This window comes from Streptomyces sp. CB02056 (genome assembly GCF_001905545.1).
GTDB lineage: Bacteria > Actinomycetota > Actinomycetes > Streptomycetales > Streptomycetaceae > Kitasatospora.
Genome location: NZ_LIPD01000003.1, coordinates 634,722 through 652,894, shown reverse-complemented (window position 1 = coordinate 652,894; position 18,173 = coordinate 634,722). Strand labels below are relative to the sequence as shown.

The following is an 18,173-nucleotide window of genomic DNA, read 5'->3' as shown; positions in this document are numbered from 1 at the left end:
TTGTGAGCCGTGTCCACTGCCAATGAGCCCACCGCGCGCACCGACCGTTCCAGCACCGACGTCCAGGTCGTCCCAGGGCTGAGCGAGGCCCAGACGCTCGGCCTCCAAGAGCTGCTGCGGGTGTCGCCGGTCGCCGACGAGATCGCCAGCCGGTTCCAGGCGGCCGGTCACCGGCTGGCGCTGGTCGGCGGGTCCGTCCGGGACGCGCTGCTCGGCCGGCTCGGCAACGACCTGGACTTCACCACCGACGCCCGTCCGCAGCAGGTGCTCAAGCTGGTCAAGGGCTGGGCGGACGCGGTCTGGGACGTCGGCATCGCCTTCGGCACGGTCGGCGCCCGCAAGGACACCCCCGAGGGCTCCTTCCTGATCGAGATCACCACCTACCGCTCCGAGGCGTACGACCGCACCTCGCGCAAGCCCGAGGTCAGCTACGGCGACACCATCGGGGAGGACCTGGTCCGCCGGGACTTCACGGTCAACGCGATGGCCGTCGACCTGCCGGGCCGCGGCTTCGTCGACCCGCACCACGGCCTGGAGGACCTGGAGGCCCGGGTGCTGCGCACCCCCGCCACCCCCGAGGAGTCCTTCTCCGACGACCCGCTGCGGATGATGCGGGCCGCCCGCTTCGCCGCCCAGCTGGACTTCGACCCGGCGCCCGAGGTGGTCGCCGCGATGACCGCGATGGCCGAGCGGCTCACCATCGTCTCCGCCGAGCGGATCCAGGCCGAGCTGAACAAGCTGTTGCTGGCCAAGCACCCGGTGAAGGGCCTGCGGCTGCTGGTCGACACCGGCCTGGCCGGGCACGTGCTGCCGGAGCTGCCCGCGCTGCGGCTGGAGCGGGACGAGCACCACCGGCACAAGGACGTCTACGAGCACTCGCTGACCGTCCTGGAGCAGGCCATCGACCTGGAGCAGGACGGCCCGGACCTCACCCTGCGGCTGGCCGCGCTGCTGCACGACATCGGCAAGCCGCGCACCCGCCGCTTCGAGTCGGACGGCCGGGTCTCCTTCCACCACCACGAGGTGGTCGGCGCCAAGATGACCCGCAAGCGGATGCGCGAGCTCAAGTACTCCAAGGAGCTCACCGAGGACGTCTCGCGCCTGGTCGAGCTGCACCTGCGCTTCCACGGCTACGGCGGCGGCGAGTGGACCGACTCCGCGGTGCGCCGCTACATCACCGACGCCGGTCCGCTGCTGGAGCGCCTGCACAAGCTGACCCGCTCCGACTGCACCACCCGCAACAAGAAGAAGGCGGCCGCGCTCTCCCGCACCTACGACGGCCTGGAGACCCGGATCGGCGAGCTGAAGGAGCAGGAGCAGCTGGACGCCGTCCGCCCGGCGCTGGACGGCAACCAGATCATGGAGCTGCTCGGCCTCAAGCCCGGCCCGCAGGTCGGCAAGGCGTACAAGCACATGCTCGAACTCCGGCTGGAGCACGGCCCGATGGAGCACGACGAGGCGGTCGGGGCGCTGCGGGCCTGGTGGGCCGAGCAGCAGGGCTGAGCCCGGCTCCGGACGGCGCGACGGCGCCACGGGAGCTCCGGGCACGACGAGAGGGGTGGCCCCGGCGCTCGGCCGGGGCCACCCCTCGTCCGTACCGGGCTACTTGATCTGCTTCATGCAGAGCACGTAGTCCAGGGCCGGGAAGCTCGGGTGCTTGCTGGTGTACCAGCTGTCCGACTTCGGCTGCTTCTCGCAGGACTTCTCGTCGGAGGTGGCGAGGTACTTGTAGACGACCTTGTACTGGGCCTTGGCGTCGGTGCAGGGCACCACGGTGATCTTCGGGTGGGTGTCGTTGGTCTGGTTGGTGCCGTTCGCGTTGTACAGGCAGTCGCCGACCCCGGCCGCGTCCACCTTGCTGTCCGAGTCGGTCGGGGTGCTGACCGGCGGGAGGGTGAGCGTCGGTGCCGGCAGCGTGTAGGTCGGCGAGGGGATGACCGGCGGCGGCGTGGGCGAGAGGGTCAGCCGGGTGGGGGTCGGCGTCGGGTCGGCGGCCGGGTCGGTCTTCCCGGGGCCGAGCACGCCGGTGGCGGCCAGGGTCACCGCGGCCACCAGCGAGACCGGCACCAGCAGCATCGCGATGTGCGGCCGGCTGGTCAGCGGGACGCCCGGGTTCAGCTGCGGGCCGTGGCTGCCCGGGACGGGCGGCTGCAGCCGCTTGAACTTGTTGTGCGGGCCGAGGTTCAGCAGCAGCGTGATCGGGGTCAGCAGCCAGGACACCAGGCTCCACCAGCCCTGGACCAGCGTCCGGGCCGACATGTCGCGCACCGTCGCCGTTCCGCAGGTGCGGCAGAACGGGCCGGTCATCCGCAGCATCCGGTAGGCGATGATCAGGCCCTGGTGGCCGCGGACGGTGGCGTTGACCGCGGGGTAGCCGCCGCAGAACCGGCAGGTGGTCCCGTCCATCGGGGGCGGCGGCGGGTACCCGTAGCCGTAACCGCCCGGCGGGGGCTGGACGCCGTACGGCTGCTCGGGCGGCGGCGGCGCGCTCGGGTAGCCGTACCCGGGCGGCGGCGGCGGGGGCGGCGGCGGGGCGCCGTAGGAACCGCCGGAGGCGTACGGGTTGCCGTCGCCCGGTGGCGGGCCGTACGGCATCTGGGGCGGAGGCGGAACGGACAAGGGGTCCCCCGGGAAAGGAAGAGCGGAAGAGTTCAGGACTTCTTCACCGGCGGGACGCCGGTGGTGGCGGGCGCCAGCGGGCCGAGGCAGAGCACGTACCGCTTCTTGTTCCAGCGGCGGCCGCTCTTGCCCGAGACGGCGGTCGTGGTCTGCGGCGTCTGCTGGCAGCGGGTCACGTCGGTGGTGCCCTCGAACTTCGACAGCACCCGGTAATTCGCTTTGGTGTCAGTGCACTTGACGATCTCGACGTCTCGGGAGCCGCTGGCGTGCACACAGTCGCCGGCCTTGGCGCTGCTGACGCTCGGCCCGGCCACGAAGTAGCCCACCGCCAGCGCCAGGCAGCCGCCGACCACTCCGACGATCCGCAGCTTGGAGCGGATGCCGCGCTTGGCGGCCGGCGCGGGCTGCACCGGCGGTGCGGGCTGCGGGTAGCCGTACGGCCCGGGGGGCGGCTGCTGCCCGTACGGCCCGGGGGCCGGCTGCCCGTACGGCTGCTGCCCGTAGGCGGGCGGCGGGCCGAAGCCGGGCGGGGGCGGCGGCGCGGGTTGTCCGTAGGCCGGCGGCGGCCCGTACGGCGCGGCCGGCGGGGGGACGGGTGCCCCGTACGGCGGTGCTGCGGGCGGGCCCACCGGGGCCGACGAGGGCGGCCCGTACGGATTGGGCGGTGTGCTCATCAGTTCGTCCCCCGAGACAGAGTTCTGTCGCTACGACAGGTTCGAGTACCTTAGCGAGTCGGTCGGACGCCGTCGGCCCCGAGCCCCGCGGGTTTCCAGGAGGCCTGGTCAGCGGGGGAGGGGACTCCGGCGGGCGGAGCGCAGGTAGAGGACCGCCGTCAGCGCGTATACCCCGGCGACCCCGAGCACCACCGCGACCGAGCGGCCGGACAGCGGCAGCACCAGCGCGGTGACCAGGGCGGCGGCCACGAAGGCGACGTTGAACAGCACGTCGTAGATGGCGAAGACCCGGCCGCGGTACTCGTCCTCGACCGACTCCTGGACCGCCGTGTCGGCGCAGATCTTGGTGCCCTGGGTGACCACCCCGAGCAGCAGGGCGGCGAGCAGGCAGGGCACCAGGGTGAAGCTCAGGCCCAGCGCCGGGACGAAGACCACCGGGGCGACCAGGCAGGCCGTCATCCACCCGGCCAGGCCCAGCCGGCGGGTGCACCAGGGGCTGACCAGCGCGGCGACGAAGAACCCGGCGGCGGACAGGCCGACCGCCTGGCCGAGGGTGACCAGCCCGGCCGCGCTGTCGGTCGGGTCGTTGAAGGTGTACCGGGCGAGCATCACCACCACCACGATCAGCACGCCGTAGCAGAACCGGGCCGCGGTGACGGCGGCCAGCGCGTGCACGGCGGGCCGGCAGTCCCGGACCAGGTGGCGCACCGCGGCGCCGAGTTCGACGGCGGCCCGGACCAGCGCCTGGCCGAGCCCCGGGCGGTCCCGGTGCTGCTCCGGGCCGAGCAGGTCGCGGTCCATCCGCCGGGCGGCCAGCGCGGCCGACAGGTAGAGCAGTGCGGCCACCGTGACCAGGGCGGCGTCGGCCCTCGGCCCGGGGGCCATCAGCTGGTGCAGCGCGAAGCCGATGCCCCCGCCGGAGGCGGCGGCGACCGTCCCGAGGGTGGGGGAGAGGGCGTTGGCGGTGACCAGCTGGTCCTGCTCCACCACCCGGGGCAGGGCGGCGGACAGGCCGGCCAGGATGAACCGGTTGAGCGCGGTGACCAGCAGGGCCGAGGCGAAGAACAGCCAGGTCGGGGCCTGTGCCAGCAGCAGCGCGCCGGTGCCCAGGCCCAGTCCGAAGCGGGCCAGGTTGCCGAAGTAGAGCACCTGGCGGCGGCGCCAGCGGTCCAGCAGCACACCGGCGAACGGGCCGATCACCGAGAACGGCAGCAGCATCACGGCCAGCACCGAGGCGATGTCGGCCGGGGAGGACTGCTTCTCGGGGGAGAAGACCACGTACGCGGCGAGCGAGACCTGGAAGACGCCGTCCGAGAGCTGGGAGAGCACCCGGGCGGTCAGCAGCCGCCGGAAGTCGCGGCCCTTCATCAGGTCGAGGAGCGTGGCGCGGTGCGCGGACTGGTGGGTGCTGCCGTTCTCGGTGATCGCCACCCGCCCAGAGTGCCATGGAACCGGCCGCTGTTTCACGTGAAACATTGGCCGCGAGAACGTGAAGGGCCCGCGATCCGGAGACCACGGGCCCTTCCTGCGAGCTGGCGGCGCTCAGCGCTCAGCGCTGAACAGTCGCGAACTTCGCTGCGCTCAGCGCTCAGCGCTCAACAGTCGCGAACTTCGCTGCGCTCAGCGCTCGACCTCGCCGCGGATGAACTTCTCGACGTTCTCGCGGGCCTCGTCGTCGAAGTACTGCACCGGCGGGGACTTCATGAAGTACGAGGAGGCCGACAGGATCGGGCCGCCGATGCCGCGGTCCTTGGCGATCTTCGCGGCGCGCACGGCGTCGATGATGACACCGGCGGAGTTCGGGGAGTCCCAGACCTCGAGCTTGTACTCCAGGTTCAGCGGGACGTCGCCGAACGCGCGACCCTCGAGGCGGACGTACGCCCACTTGCGGTCGTCCAGCCAGGCCACGTAGTCCGAGGGACCGATGTGGACGTTCTTGGCGCCCAGCTCGCGGTCGCGGATCTGCGAGGTGACGGCCTGGGTCTTGGAGATCTTCTTGGACTCCAGGCGCTCGCGCTCGAGCATGTTCTTGAAGTCCATGTTGCCGCCGACGTTCAGCTGCATGGTGCGCTCGAGGATGACACCGCGGTCCTCGAACAGCTTGGCCATCACGCGGTGCGTGATGGTCGCGCCGACCTGGGACTTGATGTCGTCACCGACGATCGGCACGCCGGCCTCGGTGAACTTGTCCGCCCACTCCTTGGTGCCCGCGATGAACACCGGCAGGGCGTTCACGAAGGCGACCTTGGCGTCGATGGCGCACTGGGCGTAGAACTTGGCCGCGTCCTCGGAACCGACGGGCAGGTAGCAGACGAGGACGTCGACCTGCTGGTCCTTGAGGACCTGGACGACGTCGACCGGCGCCTCGTCCGACTCCTCGATGGTCTCCAGGTAGTACTTGCCCAGGCCGTCGAGGGTGTGGCCGCGCTGGACGGTCACGCCGGTCGGCGGCACGTCGCAGATCTTGATGGTGTTGTTCTCGCTGTTGCCGATGGCGTCGGCCAGGTCGAAGCCGACCTTCTTGGCGTCGACGTCGAAGGCGGCGACGAACTCCACGTCGCGGACGTGGTACTCACCGAACTGGACGTGCATCAGCCCGGGGACCTTGCCGGCCGGGTCGGCGTCCTTGTAGTACTCGACACCCTGCACCAGCGACGCGGCGCAGTTGCCCACGCCCACGATGGCTACGCGAACCGAACCCATTCCGGTTGCTCCCTGTGATCTCATGAGGCCCGCCGGGGTAGGCGGAACTCGTCCTGCTTCTTCGATGACTGCGTGCACGGGCGCGAGGCGCCCATTCCTGCCGCGCGGCACAGGGCTGGCGCGGTGTCAGCGCTCCTGGGCGGAGCGCCCCGGGCGGTCGTACGGTGGCCCGGACGGGTCCGGGGACCCGGTCTCCTGGCCACGGCCGTCCGAAGTCTTGCGGGGTCCGGCGGCGCTGCCGCCGGCGTCGGGGCCGGTCTTCCCGGTGCGGTTGGACCGCTCGGTCTCGATCAGCTCGTTGAGCCAGCGGACCTCGCGCTCCACCGACTCCAGTCCGTGCCGCTGGAGTTCGACGGTGTAGTCGTCGAACCGCTCGCGGGCGCGGGCCAGCGAGTTGCGCATCCGCTCCAGCCGCTCCTCCAGCCGGCTGCGGCGCCCCTCCAGGACGCGCATCCGCACGGCCCGGTCGGTCTGGCCGAAGAAGGCGAAGTGCACGCCGAAGTGCTCGTCCTCCCAGGCGTCCGGGCCGGAGTCGGCGAGCAGCTCCTCGAAGCGCTGCTTCCCCTCGGCGGAGAGCCGGTAGACGATCTTGGACCGCTTGCCGTTGAGCGCGGTGGCCGGGACGTACTCGACGTCGGGGTTGTCCTCGACCAGGAAGCCCTGGGCGACCAGGCTCTTCAGGCAGGGGTAGAGCGTCCCGTAGGAGAGCGCCCGGAACGTCCCGAGCAGGATGTTCAGCCGCTTGCGCAGCTCGTAGCCGTGCATCGGGGCGTCGTGGAGCAGCCCGAGGACGGCGAACTCCAGCACTCCTGAGCGCCTGCCCACTGTCGCCGCCCTCCTCCCGCTCGGTGTCCGATCGGCCGCTGCATCCGGCGGTATACCGCTTCGATGTATCGGCTCGATATATCGAGAACAGTAAACCCGACCCCCGGAACGGGCAAGAGGGGCGCGCGTGAATGTGATCACAAGCCGACGCGCGGCTGGTGTTGGCAACGGGCTTGTAATGATCTGTTGCCGTTTTGCGGGCATTGGCAACTGATGTCCGATTAGTTGTATATCCGTGCTGCGTACGCTGTCGCGTGTGCACGAGGACCACCTCCGGGATCAGGGCGGTTGGCGGGCATCGGACGTGAACCCTGCCTTCAGGCTGGAAACGCCTGGCGAGGAGTGGCTGGAAGATGAGCGAGCGACGGCGAAGGACGCCCAACCCGGGCGGTGAGGGGCAGCAGCCCCCGGGAGGCGGTGGCCGTCAGGGCGAGGGGCCGGGACCCGACGAGCTGCGCTCGGACGGCGCCGGTCGGCGACGCCCCTCGGGGGTCAGGGAGACCGCACAGCAGCCCCGGATGACCCGTGCGGAGATGCGCAAGGCCGCCCAGAAGAAGGGCGCCAAGGGGGGTGGCCGGCGCGGTGACGCCGCGGCCGCCTCCGCCGCCGCGGCCGCCGGCCCCGGCAAGAAGCGCTTCATCGACTACCCGCGGTTCGGCAAGACCGGCGTCCGGCGCTGGCTGCCGTCCTGGAAGCAGTGGCTGAGCGCCTTCGTGCTGGTCTTCGGCTGCTTCGTGGGCCTGGTGTTCTACCTGTACCAGACCACCAAGGTCCCGGAGTTGAACGAGCTGGTCAAGGACCAGAACACGATCTACTACTGGGCCGACAACACGGAGATGACCCGCAAGGGGCAGACCAACCGTCAGATCGTCGAGCTCAAGGACATCAGTCCGCACCTCCAGGACGCCGTCATCGCCGCGGAGAACAAGAGCTTCAAGACCGACAGCGGCATCGACCCCAAGGGCATGCTCCGCGCGGTCTGGAACATGGCGAAGGGCGGTGAGACCCAGGGCGCCTCGACGATCACCCAGCAGTACGTGAAGAACGCCTACCTGAGCCAGGAGCAGACCCTCAGCCGCAAGGTGAGGGAGTTCTTCATCACGCTGAAGATCAACCAGGAGAAGGAGAAGCCGGAGATCCTCACCGGCTACCTGAACACCAGCTGGTTCGGCCGCGGTGCGAACGGTGCCCAGGCGGCCGCCCAGGCGTACTACGGGGTGGACGCCAAGGACCTCAACGTCTGTCAGAGCGCCATGCTGGCCGGTCTGCTCAAGGGTGCGGCGTACTACGACCCCACCAACCCGGCCAACAAGGACCGGGCCCAGGGCCGGTGGAACTGGATCCTGGACCAGATGGTGGACACCAAGGCCATCACCCCGGAGGAGCGCGCCAAGTGCACCGCGTTCCCGGACCCGATCGCGCAGAAGCCCAACTCCAACATGAACGGTGAGATCAGCTACCTGGTCGACACCGCCAACAAGTACGTGATGGCCACCGACAAGACGATCACCCAGCAGATGATCGACCGGGGCGGCCTGAAGATCTACACCACCTTTGAGAAGGACAAGGTCGACGCGCTGAAGAGCGCCGTCGACGCCGTCAAGGCGGAGAACCTCAACCCGCAGAAGCGGCCGGACAACGACACCAACATCCAGTTCGGCTCCGCCAGCATCCGCCCCGGCGACGGCGCGATCGTCGCCCTCTACGGCGGCGACGGCGTGGAGAACGGCCACTTCGACAACAACGCCGACGCCACCGGCGTCCAGGTCGGCTCGACCTTCAAGCCCTTCGTGCTGGCCACCGCGATGCAGACCGGCGTGCAGACCGCGAAGGATGACAAGGGCAAGCCGAAGCGGATCAACGCCGACAGCCGCTACCTGGCCGACGACATGTCCGAGATCCGCAAGGCGGACGGCTCGCTGGTGATCGGCGACGACGGCAAGCCGTACCGGCAGAAGAACGAGGACGCCGGCAAGCGCGGCTACGTCTCGCTGCGGATGGCCATGCAGTACTCGTACAACGTGCCCTTCGTCCAGCTGAACCAGGACGTCGGCGGCCAGAACGTGGCCGACATCGCGGTGCAGATGGGCATCAAGAAGGAGAGCCTCGCCGACCCGAAGACGGCGACCTTCCCGCTCGGCACCTCCACCATCAGCCCGATCCGGATGGCCACCGCCTACGGCACCCTGGCGGCCAGCGGCAAGGAGGCCGAGCCGTACTCGGTCACCAAGGTCGAGGTGAGCGGCGTGGAGCGGCCGGGCTTCGGCAAGAAGGAGCCCAAGGTCGCGCTGGAGCCGGCCGTCGCCGACAACGTCACCGACACGCTGGTGAACGTGGCGGTGAACGGTACCGGTAAGAAGACGAAGGACCTGGGCCGCCCGGTGGCCGGCAAGACCGGTACCACCGACCAGAACAAGTCGGCCTGGTGGGTCGGCTACACCCCGCAGCTGGCGACCAGCGTCGCGATGTGGCGCGAGGACCCGACCAAGCACGAGCGGCAGTCGCTCAACGGCACCGGCGGCAAGGAGTCCATCCACGGTGGTGACATCCCGACCGATGTCTTCACCCGGTACATGAAGGCCGCACTGGCCAACGAGAAGAAGATGGACTTCCCGACCCCGCAGCCGGTCGGCACCGAGGTCGACTCCTCCGGCGCGCCGTCCACGGCCAGCGCGGCGGCGACCCCGACCACGACCGACAGCCCGACGGCCCCGCCGGCCGCCCAGACGCAGGCGCCGCAGCCGCCCGTGCAGCCGCAGCCCACCCAGACCTGCGTGCCCGGCGTGGACTGCCCCGGCGACCAGCCGACCCCCTCGCACACCAGGCCGAACCCGGGCAACACCTGTCTGCCGGTGATCGGCTGCCCGACGCAGCCGCCGGGACCGACGGACACCACGCCGCCGGGCGGCGGCAACGGTGGCGGTGGCGGACGCCCGACCGGCGGCGGCAAGCCGACGCCGAGCAGCACGGGCGGTCTCCAGGGCGGCGGGGCGGCCGGGCAGTAGCCCCGGCCGGGCGGAACCCGGAACCCGGAACCACGGCGGTGGCGGTCCTCCTCGGAGGGCCGCCACCGCCGTTTCCGTCGCGGCCGCCGCGCCCGCCCGCGGCGAAGAGGTACAGACCGTTGCGGGGTCCTCCTCGTCCCGGCGGGACGGGTGCGGCAGGATGTCCGGCATGACGTCGAGCGATCGTGACGAAACCGCCGGGCCGGACGGGTCCGGCGCCGCCGCAGGGCCCCTCCCGGCAGCCGTCGCCACGGCCGCGCCGCCGGCCAACACCGTGGTCGTGCCGGCCGACGAGGACCCGGTGGCGGCGGCCGGCAGCGAGGTGTTCGGCGGGCCCCCGGGCCGCCGGGCGCTGCTCGGCGTCTCCTGGTGGGTCCCGGCGCGCTTCCTGGCGCTCGCGGTGATCGTGGTGTCGGTGCTCGGGATGGTGCAGAAGCTGCCCTGCTACGAGCAGGCCTGGTTCCAGCCGGGCTCGCCGCAGTACATCCACGCCTGCTACAGCGACATCCCGCACCTGTTCTCCGGACGCGGCTTCGCGGCTGGGCTGCACCCGTACGTGGACCGCGTCCCGGGCTCCTCGGGGGACCTCCAGTACCTGGAGTACCCGGTGCTGACCGGCCTGTTCATGCAGGTCGCGGCCTGGCTGACGCCGGGCGGCGGGGACCAGCAGAGCCAGGAGCAGTGGTTCTGGGCGATCAACGCCGGGATGCTGATGGCCTGCGCGGTGGTCGCCGCGGTGGCGCTCTCCCGCACCCACCGGCGCCGTCCGTGGGACGCGCTGCTGTTCGCGCTGGCTCCCGTCCTGCTGCTCAACGGCACCGTCAACTGGGACCTGCTCGCGGTCGCCCTGGCCGCCGTGGCGATGGCCTGGTGGAGCGGTGCCCGCCCGGGCTGGGCCGGTGTCTTCATCGGCCTGGCCACCGCGGCCAAGCTCTACCCGCTGCTGCTGATCGGCCCGCTGCTGGTGCTCTGCTGGCGGGCCGGCCGGTGGCGCGAGTTCCGGGTGATGCTGGGCGGCGCGGTCGGCTCCTGGCTGGTGGTCAACCTGCCGATCATGCTGGCCAACTGGCGGGGCTGGTCGACCTTCTACGTGTTCAGCAAGCACCGCGGCGAGGACTACGGCTCGTTCTGGCTGATCCTGATGCAGCGCCGGGGCGCCGGGCTGGCCGACCTCGACGTCTACATCGGCGTGCTGATGGTGCTGGGCTGCCTGGCCATAGCGTGGCTCGGCTTCTCGGCCCCGCGCCGGCCGCGCTTCGCCCAGCTGGCCTTCCTGGTGGTCGCGCTGTTCGTGCTGGTCAACAAGGTGTACTCGCCGCAGTACGCGCTCTGGCTGCTGCCGCTCGCGGTGCTGGCCCGGCCGCGCTGGCGGGACTTCCTGGTCTGGCAGGCCTGCGAGGTGCTCTACACCCTGGGCATCTGGTCCCATCTGGGCCTGGTCACCGGCTCCAAGCAGCACGGGATCGGCGAGGGCTGGTACCACTTCGCGATCGGGCTGCACCTGCTGGGCACCCTGTACCTGGTCGCCCTGGTGGTCCGCGACGTCCTCCACCCGGACCGCGACCCGGTCCGCTGGGACGGCAGCGACGACCCCTCCGGCGGGGTGCTGGACCACGCCCCGGACGTGTCCGTGCTGGGCACCGCCCGCCGGCTGCGCGAGGAGGAGAGCTACGCCGGGTACGCGCCGGCCGGCCCCGAGCAGTGGCTCAACGAGCCCGAGCTGCCGGAGCCGGCCGAAAAGGCCTAGCCGGTCGGAAAGGCCTGGCGGGTCGGAAAGGCCTGGCGGGTCAGCGGTCCACCACGCGGTCGAAGTGCGTGGTGGTGTGCCGGACCTGGAGACCGAGCTCCTCGCCGATCGCCGGGGGCTTGGTCTCCCCGTCCAGGAAGAGCAGCGAGACCTGCATGTGCGGCGGCTCGGCGAACCACAGCTGCTTGCCGGCCCAGTGGAACGGCGACTTGGTCTTGTTGACGGTCGCCAGGCCGGCCCGGGCGATGCCCTTGGCCCGCGCCCCCATGCTCTGGAGGTACTTGGGCGCCTCCAGGCCGATGCCGTGCGCGGTGCCGCCGGCGACCACCAGGATGTGGCCGTCGGAGGGCGCCGGGTGCTGGCGGTAGCCGTAGCGGTCGCCCTTCTGCAGCGGGGTGACGTCCAGGACGGTGGCCCGGACCTCCAGCGCGGCGTGGTCGCCGAGCCAGAGCCGGGTGCCGATCCGGGCCCGGAAGACCGTCTCCGGGTAGCGCTGGGCCAGCTGGTCCATGCCGGCCGCGCCGAGGTGGCTGACGAACACGGTGTGCACCGGGATGCCGGCCGCCCGGGCGGTGTCCACCCAGTACGCGACCTCCTCGATCGGGCTGGAGCCGTCCGGCCGGTCCATCGGCAGGTGCAGCGCCAGGCCCTCGAAGGCGACGCCCTCCAGCTCGTTGGCGACGGTGCGCAGGTCGGCCGCGCTCACGCCGTGCCGGCGCATGGTGGTCATGCACTCCAGCACCACCCGGGCGCCGTGCAGCGAGCGCAGCGCCTCCACGCTGGCCACCGTCCGGATCACCCGGGCGTGCGGCAGCGGGAGCACCTCCTCGCCGACCCGGTACGGGGTGAGCACCAGCAGCTCGCCGCCGTACCACTCGGCGGCGTCGGCCGCCTCGTACGCGGTACCGACGGCGAGCACCCCGGTGCCCAGCAGCGTCGCCTCCTCGGCCAGCCGGTGGTTGCCCAGGCCGTAGCCGTTCCCCTTGGCGACGGGCACCAGGCCGGGGAACTCGGCGAGGACGGAGCGCTGGTGGGTGCGCCAGCGTTCGGTCTCGAGGTAGAGCGACAGCGTCATCGGGTCAGCCTCCTCAGCGGCGGGACATGTAGAGGTCGAGGGCCTTGTGCAGCAGCTTGTTGAGCGGGAAGTCCCACTCGCCGAGGTACTCGGCCGCCTGGCCGCCGGTGCCGACCTTGAACTGGATCAGGCCGAACAGGTGGTCGTTCTCGTCCAGGGTGTCACTGATGCCGCGCAGGTCGTACACCCCGCCGCCGAGGGCGTAGGAGTCGCGCATCATCCGCCACTGGATGGCGTTGGACGGCTTGACCTCGCGCTTGTGGTTGGCCGAGGCGCCGTAGGAGTACCAGACGTGCTCGCCGACCACCAGCATCGTGGTGGCGGCCAGCGGCTCGCCCTCGTGGTAGGCGATGTAGAGCCGCATGCGGTTCGGGTCCTCGGCCACCAGGGCCTTCCACATCCGCTGGAAGTAGGCCAGCGGGCGCGGGGTGAACTTGTCGCGCTCGGCGGTGACCAGGTAGAGCTGGTGGAAGATCGGCAGGTCGTCGTAGCCGCCCTGGTAGACCTCGACGCCGCTCTTCTCGGCCTTCTTGATGTTGCGGCGCCAGAGCTGGTTGAAGTTCTTGTGGATGTCGTCCAGCGAGCGGTTGGCCAGCGGCACCTGGAAGACGTAGCGGGGCTGGACGTCGCCGAAGCCGGCGCCGCCGTCCTCGCCCTGCAGCCAGCCGGCCTTGCGCAGCCGGTCGGCCACCTCGAAGGCGCGGGCCTCGTACCAGTCGGCCTCGACGTCGCGCAGGCGCTTGGCCTGCTTGCCGGCGATGGCCTCCTTGATGGTGGGGGCGTTCCAGCGGCGGATGACGATCGGCGGGCCCATCTTCACCGAGAACGCGCCCTGCGACTTGAGGTGCGCCAGCATCGGGGAGAGCCAGCGGTCGAGGTCGCGGTCGAACCAGTCGATGACCGGTCCCTCGGGCAGGTAGGCGAGGTAGCGCTTGAGCTTGGGCAGCTGGCGGTAGAGGACCAGGCCGGCGCCGACGAGCTGGTCGGTCTCGTCGAACCAGCCGATCGACTCGGAGCGCCACTCGGCCTTCACGTCGCCCCACGACGGCACCTGCATGTGGCTGGCCGAGGCGCGGCTCCTGATGAAGGCGAGGTGCTCCTCGCGGGTGATCGTCCTCAGGCGCAGGCTCATGTGCTCGGTGCTCCTCGTCGTCGGGCTGCGGTGGCCCAGGTTCTCGGGCTGACCTTATCGTCCGGGGTCCGGGCGCCCGTCGCTGCGGGCACGGCGGCGCCCCCGTCGGGTACCTGTCTCCTCTGCAGATACGCGACGGGGGCGGCGAGGGTTCCGGGCGGGGCCTGTGGGCTCGGTCCCAGCGGTGCGGTCCGGGGGCGTGCGAGGGGGCGCGGGGGCCCGGTTCAGCCCCAGAGACCGCCGCGGGCGATGCCGAGGTAGAAGCCGATCGCGGCGGCGCCGAGTGTGATCATCAGGACGAAGCGCTCGGCGGTGGTGACCGAGACGAACATGCCCCACAGGCCCGTGACGATGCCGAACAGGCCGGTCCACGAGGTCAGCAGGTGCAGGTTGTGGAAGAACGAGGTGGTGAAGGCGATCACGCCCAGCACGGCGGTGACGCCCACCAGGGCGTTCTCGCGGGGGTGCGGGTGGCCGTCGGTGTTCAGGGTGAGGGCGGGCATGCGGTGGACGGACTGTGCCATGGGTCCCACCTCCTGGCGTGGAGACGAACGGGCAGGAATCCCGTTCCGTCCAGATTGCGGCGCTTGGGCCGCTCTCACAACCCCTATGCGTTTTGTTCGGCCGTCCGGGTGCAGGTAGGCTGTGCCGTCTGCACTGGTGTAGTTGTGCCCCCTCTGCACCCTCTACCGGGTGGGATCCGCCTCCGGGCGGAGCGGGGGCCGATTGTCCGACCCGGCCGCTACGGTGGGCCGGAGTCGTCACTGCTCCGGTGCCGACGCTACGCACAACCCTCCTGCCACGGAGAGACCGTGGCCGCTGAGTCCAAAGGAGGTGGGTTACTCATGCGTCACTACGAGCTGATGGTCATCCTCGACCCCTCGGTCGAGGAGCGCGCTGTCTCCCCCCTGATCGAGAACTTCCTCACCGTCGTCCGCAACGCGGGTGGCAAGGTGGAGAAGGTCGACACCTGGGGTCGCCGCCGTCTGGCTTACGAGATCAACAAGCAGTCCGAGGGCATCTACTCGGTCATCGACCTCAAGGCCACGCCTGAGGTCGTCAAGGAGCTCGACCGCCAGCTGGGCCTGAGCGAGTCGGTTCTGCGGACCAAGGTCCTGCGCCCGGACACCCACTGAGCCACCTCTGAGGCCTTCGGGTCTCGGGTAGCTCGCGTCCGCTGTTTCACGTGAAACAGCGGTGAACGGACATCTTCCCGAGAGGTCATCACCACCATGGCAGGCGAGACCGTCATCACCCTCGTCGGCAATCTCGTCGACGACCCCGAGCTGCGCTTCACCCCGTCGGGTGCGGCGGTCGCGAAGTTCCGCATCGCGTCCACCCCCCGCACCTTCGACCGTCAGACGAACGAGTGGAAGGACGGCGAGAGCCTCTTCCTCACGTGCAACGTCTGGCGGCAGCCGGCGGAGAACGTGGCCGAGTCGCTGCAGCGCGGCATGCGCGTCATCGTGCAGGGCCGACTGCGCCAGCGGTCTTACGAGACCAAGGAAGGCGAGAAGCGGACGGTCTTCGAGGTCGAGGTCGACGAGGTCGGTCCGAGCCTGCGCTCGGCGACCGCCAAGGTCACCCGGGCCAACCGGTCCGGCGCCCCCGGTGGCGGCTTCGGCGGCCAGCAGGGTGGCGGCCAGGGCGGCGGCGGCAGCTGGGGTGGAAACTCCGGCGGCGGCGGCCAGCAGGGCGGCGGCAGCTGGGGTGGAAACTCCGGCGGCGGCCAGTCCGGCCCCTCCGACGACCCCTGGGCCTCCAGCGCCCCGTCCGGTGGAAACCAGGGCGGCGGCTGGGGTGCCCCGGCCGGCGGCGGTGGCGGCTACTCGGAAGAGCCCCCGTTCTAAGAGCTGACAGATTTCGTGCGGCCCGGCCGCCGGCGTCCCCGGACGCCCGCCGGGCCGTGAACCCCAAATGGAGCACACAATGGCGAAGCCGCCTGCTCGCAAGCCGAAGAAGAAGGTTTGCGTCTTCTGCAAGGACAAGGTCAACTACGTTGACTACAAGGACACGAACCTGCTGCGGAAGTACATCTCCGACCGCGGCAAGATCCGTGCCCGTCGGGTGACCGGCAACTGCACCCAGCACCAGCGTGACGTCGCCACGGCCGTGAAGAACAGCCGTGAGATGGCGCTGCTGCCCTACACCAGCACCGCGCGCTAAGAGAGGGTGACCAAGTAATGAAGATCATCCTCACTCACGAGGTGCCGGGTCTCGGCTCCGCCGGCGAGGTCGTCGAGGTCAAGGACGGCTACGCCCGCAACTACCTGGTCCCGCGTGGCTTCGCCATCCGCTGGACCAAGGGTGGTCAGAAGGACGTCGACGCCATCCGTCGCGCCCGGAAGATCCACGAGATCCAGACCCTCGAGGCCGCCACCGCGGTCAAGGGTCAGCTCGAGGGCGTCCAGGTCAAGCTGGCCGTCCGCTCGGGCGACGCCGGCCGTCTGTTCGGCTCGGTGACCCAGGCCGACGTCGTCGAGGCCATCAAGGCCGCCGGCGGCCCGGCCGTGGACAAGCGCGCCGTCGCGATCGCCTCGCCGATCAAGACCGTGGGCTCCCACAAGGTCTCGGTCAAGCTGCACTCGGACGTCGTGGCCAACCTCGACGTCGCCGTCGTGGCTGCCTGAGCTCCGTAGAGCACAAGGCCTGAGGGCCGGACTCCTCCGGGAGTCCGGCCCTCGGTCTTTTCCGGCCCGGTTCTCTTCGGGTCTCAGCCGCGCACCGCTCCGGTGACCAGCCACTTGCCGCCGCGGGCGCGCCAGGCCAGGAAGCCGGCCCGCAGCAGCATGAACAGGTTCATCGCCCACCAGAGCCCGGCCAGTCCGGTGCCGGTGGCCGGCACCGCCAGGGCCACCGGGACGAACACCGCCAGGGTGGCGAGCCCGGCCCAGGCCAGGTAGCGGCCGTCCCCGGCGCCCATCAGCACGCCGTCCAGCACGAAGACCGGGCCGGCCACCGGCTGGGTGAGCGCGAGCAGCAGCAGAGCGGTGTCCAGCTGGGCCCGGACGGCCGGATCGGGTGTGAAGAGCGGGACGTACAGCGGGCGGGCGACCACCACCAGCAGGCCGAGCACCAGCCCGGAGACGACACCCCACTCGACCATCCGCCGGGTGGCGGCCCTGGCGCCGGGGACGTCCGAGGCGCCGAGGTAGCGGCCGATGATGGCCTGGCCGGCGATCGCGATCGCGTCCAGCGCGAAGGCCAGGAAGTTGAACAGCGCCATGGTGATCTGGTGGGCGGCGACCTGGTCGTCGCCGAGCCGGGCGGCGACCGCGGTGGCGGTCATCAGCACCGCGCGCAGGCTGATCGTCCGGACCAGCAGCGGGCCGCCGGCCCTGGCACTGGCCCGGATGCCCGCGGTGTCCGGCCGCAGCGAGGCCCCTTCCCGGCGGGCGCCGCGGACCACCACGACCAGGTAGGCGGCGGCCATCCCGGTCTGGGCGAGCACGGTGCCCCAGGCCGAGCCGGCCACCCCGAGCCCGGCGCCGTACACCAGGCCGGCGTTCAGGCCGATGTTGGCGGCGAAGCCCGCGACGGCCACCACCAGCGGCGTGCGGGTGTCCTGGAGGCCGCGCAGCACCCCGGTGGCGGCCAGCACCATGAGCATCGCCGGGATGCCCAGCGAGCTGATCCGCAGGTACGTCACCGCGTGCGGCGCGGCGGTCGCCGAGGCGCCCAGCGCGTCGGCCGCCCAGGGCGCCAGCACCAGGGTGAGGAGGACCACCGGGACGGCCAGGCCCAGGGCGAGCCAGATGCCGTCGATGCCCTGCTGCACGGCGCCCCGGCGGTCCCCGGCACCGATCCGGCGGGCGACCGCCGCGGTGGTCGCGTAGGCGAGGAAGACGAACACGCCGGTCGCGGTGGAGAGCGCGGCGGAGGCGACGCCCACCCCGGCCAGCTGGGGGGTGCCGAGGTGGCCGACGATCGCCGAGTCGGCCATCAGGAAGAGCGGTTCGGCGACGAGCGCGCCGAAGGCCGGGACGGCCAGAGCGAGGATCTCCCGGTCGTGCCGGCGTCGCGAGGGCTTCGGGGCCGGGGTCGGGGGCGAGGCGGTCATGGGCTCCAGGCTACTCATCCACAGGTAATGGATGTAAGGGCCTAGTGACTATTACTCGAAATCTTGAGCGGCGCGGTTCGTCCGCTCTGCGCCCACAGCCGTTCGGAGGTGTGTGAAGAATTTCTCATGCACAGGACCGGGAAGAGGTAATCCCAGGTCAACAGGTTGACGGTGGATCGATTGTTCGGTTATCCACAGGGACGTCCACAGGGGTGTCCACAGCTTTGCGGCAGTTCTCCACAGGACGGGGCCGGTCATCCACACCCCCTGTGGATAACCGCCTTGGCGCAACGGCGTCCGGCGCCTTAGCGTGGGCCCTCCACCCGACACTCC

16 protein-coding genes are annotated in these 18,173 nt (G+C 71.0%); 7 read left to right on the top strand and 9 right to left on the bottom strand.

Annotation, left to right across the window (positions count from 1 at the left end; all coding sequences use genetic code 11):
- Positions 1 to 78: 78 nt before the first annotated feature.
- A complete protein-coding gene (locus tag AMK13_RS10275; protein ID WP_074002159.1) occupies positions 79 to 1,503 on the top strand; it encodes a CCA tRNA nucleotidyltransferase in 1,425 nt (474 codons plus the stop codon).
- Between the two features lie 99 nt (positions 1,504 to 1,602).
- Here the strand turns inward: AMK13_RS10275 and AMK13_RS10270 are convergent, their stop codons facing one another.
- From AMK13_RS10270 to AMK13_RS10250, 5 genes are all read right to left on the bottom strand, one after another.
- On the bottom strand, positions 1,603 to 2,619 hold the full coding sequence (locus AMK13_RS10270; protein ID WP_143204515.1) for an LppU/SCO3897 family protein: 1,017 nt from the start codon (positions 2,617 to 2,619) through the stop codon (positions 1,603 to 1,605).
- A gap of 32 nt (positions 2,620 to 2,651) precedes the next feature.
- Complete coding sequence (locus AMK13_RS44030) at positions 2,652 to 3,293, bottom strand: LppU/SCO3897 family protein (protein ID WP_074001891.1); 642 nt, start codon at positions 3,291 to 3,293, stop codon at positions 2,652 to 2,654.
- Between the two features lie 108 nt (positions 3,294 to 3,401).
- On the bottom strand, positions 3,402 to 4,724 hold the full coding sequence (locus AMK13_RS10260; RefSeq protein WP_338016271.1) for an MFS transporter: 1,323 nt from the start codon (positions 4,722 to 4,724) through the stop codon (positions 3,402 to 3,404).
- Positions 4,725 to 4,913: 189 nt separating this feature from the next.
- Positions 4,914 to 5,996 (bottom strand): inositol-3-phosphate synthase, encoded by a 1,083-nt coding sequence (locus tag AMK13_RS10255; RefSeq protein ID WP_049651119.1) that lies wholly within the window; start codon positions 5,994 to 5,996, stop codon positions 4,914 to 4,916.
- Between the two features lie 126 nt (positions 5,997 to 6,122).
- Positions 6,123 to 6,821 (bottom strand): PadR family transcriptional regulator, encoded by a 699-nt coding sequence (locus AMK13_RS10250; protein WP_049651118.1) that lies wholly within the window; start codon positions 6,819 to 6,821, stop codon positions 6,123 to 6,125.
- Between the two features lie 518 nt (positions 6,822 to 7,339).
- On the opposite strand from AMK13_RS10250, the gene AMK13_RS10245 reads away from it, so the two are divergent.
- Positions 7,340 to 9,826: a transglycosylase domain-containing protein gene (locus tag AMK13_RS10245; RefSeq protein ID WP_241852815.1), complete on the top strand. Its 2,487-nt coding sequence runs from the start codon at positions 7,340 to 7,342 to the stop codon at positions 9,824 to 9,826.
- A gap of 169 nt (positions 9,827 to 9,995) precedes the next feature.
- The gene (locus tag AMK13_RS10240; protein WP_049651115.1) at positions 9,996 to 11,573 is read left to right on the top strand and encodes a glycosyltransferase family 87 protein; all 1,578 of its coding nucleotides are present in this window, start codon (positions 9,996 to 9,998) and stop codon (positions 11,571 to 11,573) included.
- 40 nt (positions 11,574 to 11,613) lie between these two features.
- On the opposite strand, the gene AMK13_RS10235 is transcribed toward AMK13_RS10240, so the two are convergent.
- The 3 genes from AMK13_RS10235 to AMK13_RS10225 all read right to left on the bottom strand — a co-directional run bounded on the left by AMK13_RS10235 (position 11,614) and on the right by AMK13_RS10225 (position 14,304).
- On the bottom strand, positions 11,614 to 12,648 hold the full coding sequence (locus tag AMK13_RS10235) for an alanine racemase (protein WP_049651114.1): 1,035 nt from the start codon (positions 12,646 to 12,648) through the stop codon (positions 11,614 to 11,616).
- Between the two features lie 13 nt (positions 12,649 to 12,661).
- Positions 12,662 to 13,780: a lipid II:glycine glycyltransferase FemX gene (locus tag AMK13_RS10230; protein WP_074001890.1), complete on the bottom strand. Its 1,119-nt coding sequence runs from the start codon at positions 13,778 to 13,780 to the stop codon at positions 12,662 to 12,664.
- Positions 13,781 to 14,004: 224 nt separating this feature from the next.
- Positions 14,005 to 14,304 (bottom strand): hypothetical protein, encoded by a 300-nt coding sequence (locus tag AMK13_RS10225; RefSeq protein ID WP_074001889.1) that lies wholly within the window; start codon positions 14,302 to 14,304, stop codon positions 14,005 to 14,007.
- A 321-nt stretch (positions 14,305 to 14,625) separates the two neighbouring features.
- Between AMK13_RS10225 and rpsF the strand changes: the two genes are divergently transcribed.
- From rpsF to rplI, 4 genes are all read left to right on the top strand, one after another.
- Positions 14,626 to 14,916 carry a 30S ribosomal protein S6 gene (gene rpsF / locus AMK13_RS10220; RefSeq protein ID WP_049651111.1) on the top strand — a complete coding sequence of 97 codons (291 nt, stop codon included), beginning with the start codon at positions 14,626 to 14,628 and terminating at the stop codon, positions 14,914 to 14,916.
- Positions 14,917 to 15,012: 96 nt separating this feature from the next.
- Entirely contained in the window at positions 15,013 to 15,630 is a 618-nt protein-coding gene (locus AMK13_RS10215; RefSeq protein WP_049651110.1) for a single-stranded DNA-binding protein, read from the top strand.
- Positions 15,631 to 15,709: 79 nt separating this feature from the next.
- Entirely contained in the window at positions 15,710 to 15,946 is a 237-nt protein-coding gene (rpsR, locus tag AMK13_RS10210; RefSeq protein WP_030059640.1) for a 30S ribosomal protein S18, read from the top strand.
- Positions 15,947 to 15,963: 17 nt separating this feature from the next.
- Complete coding sequence (gene rplI / locus AMK13_RS10205; RefSeq protein WP_049651109.1) at positions 15,964 to 16,410, top strand: 50S ribosomal protein L9; 447 nt, start codon at positions 15,964 to 15,966, stop codon at positions 16,408 to 16,410.
- An 83-nt stretch (positions 16,411 to 16,493) separates the two neighbouring features.
- Here the strand turns inward: rplI and AMK13_RS10200 are convergent, their stop codons facing one another.
- The gene (locus tag AMK13_RS10200) at positions 16,494 to 17,840 is read right to left on the bottom strand and encodes an MATE family efflux transporter (RefSeq protein WP_049651108.1); all 1,347 of its coding nucleotides are present in this window, start codon (positions 17,838 to 17,840) and stop codon (positions 16,494 to 16,496) included.
- Between the last annotated feature and the right edge of the window lie 333 nt (positions 17,841 to 18,173).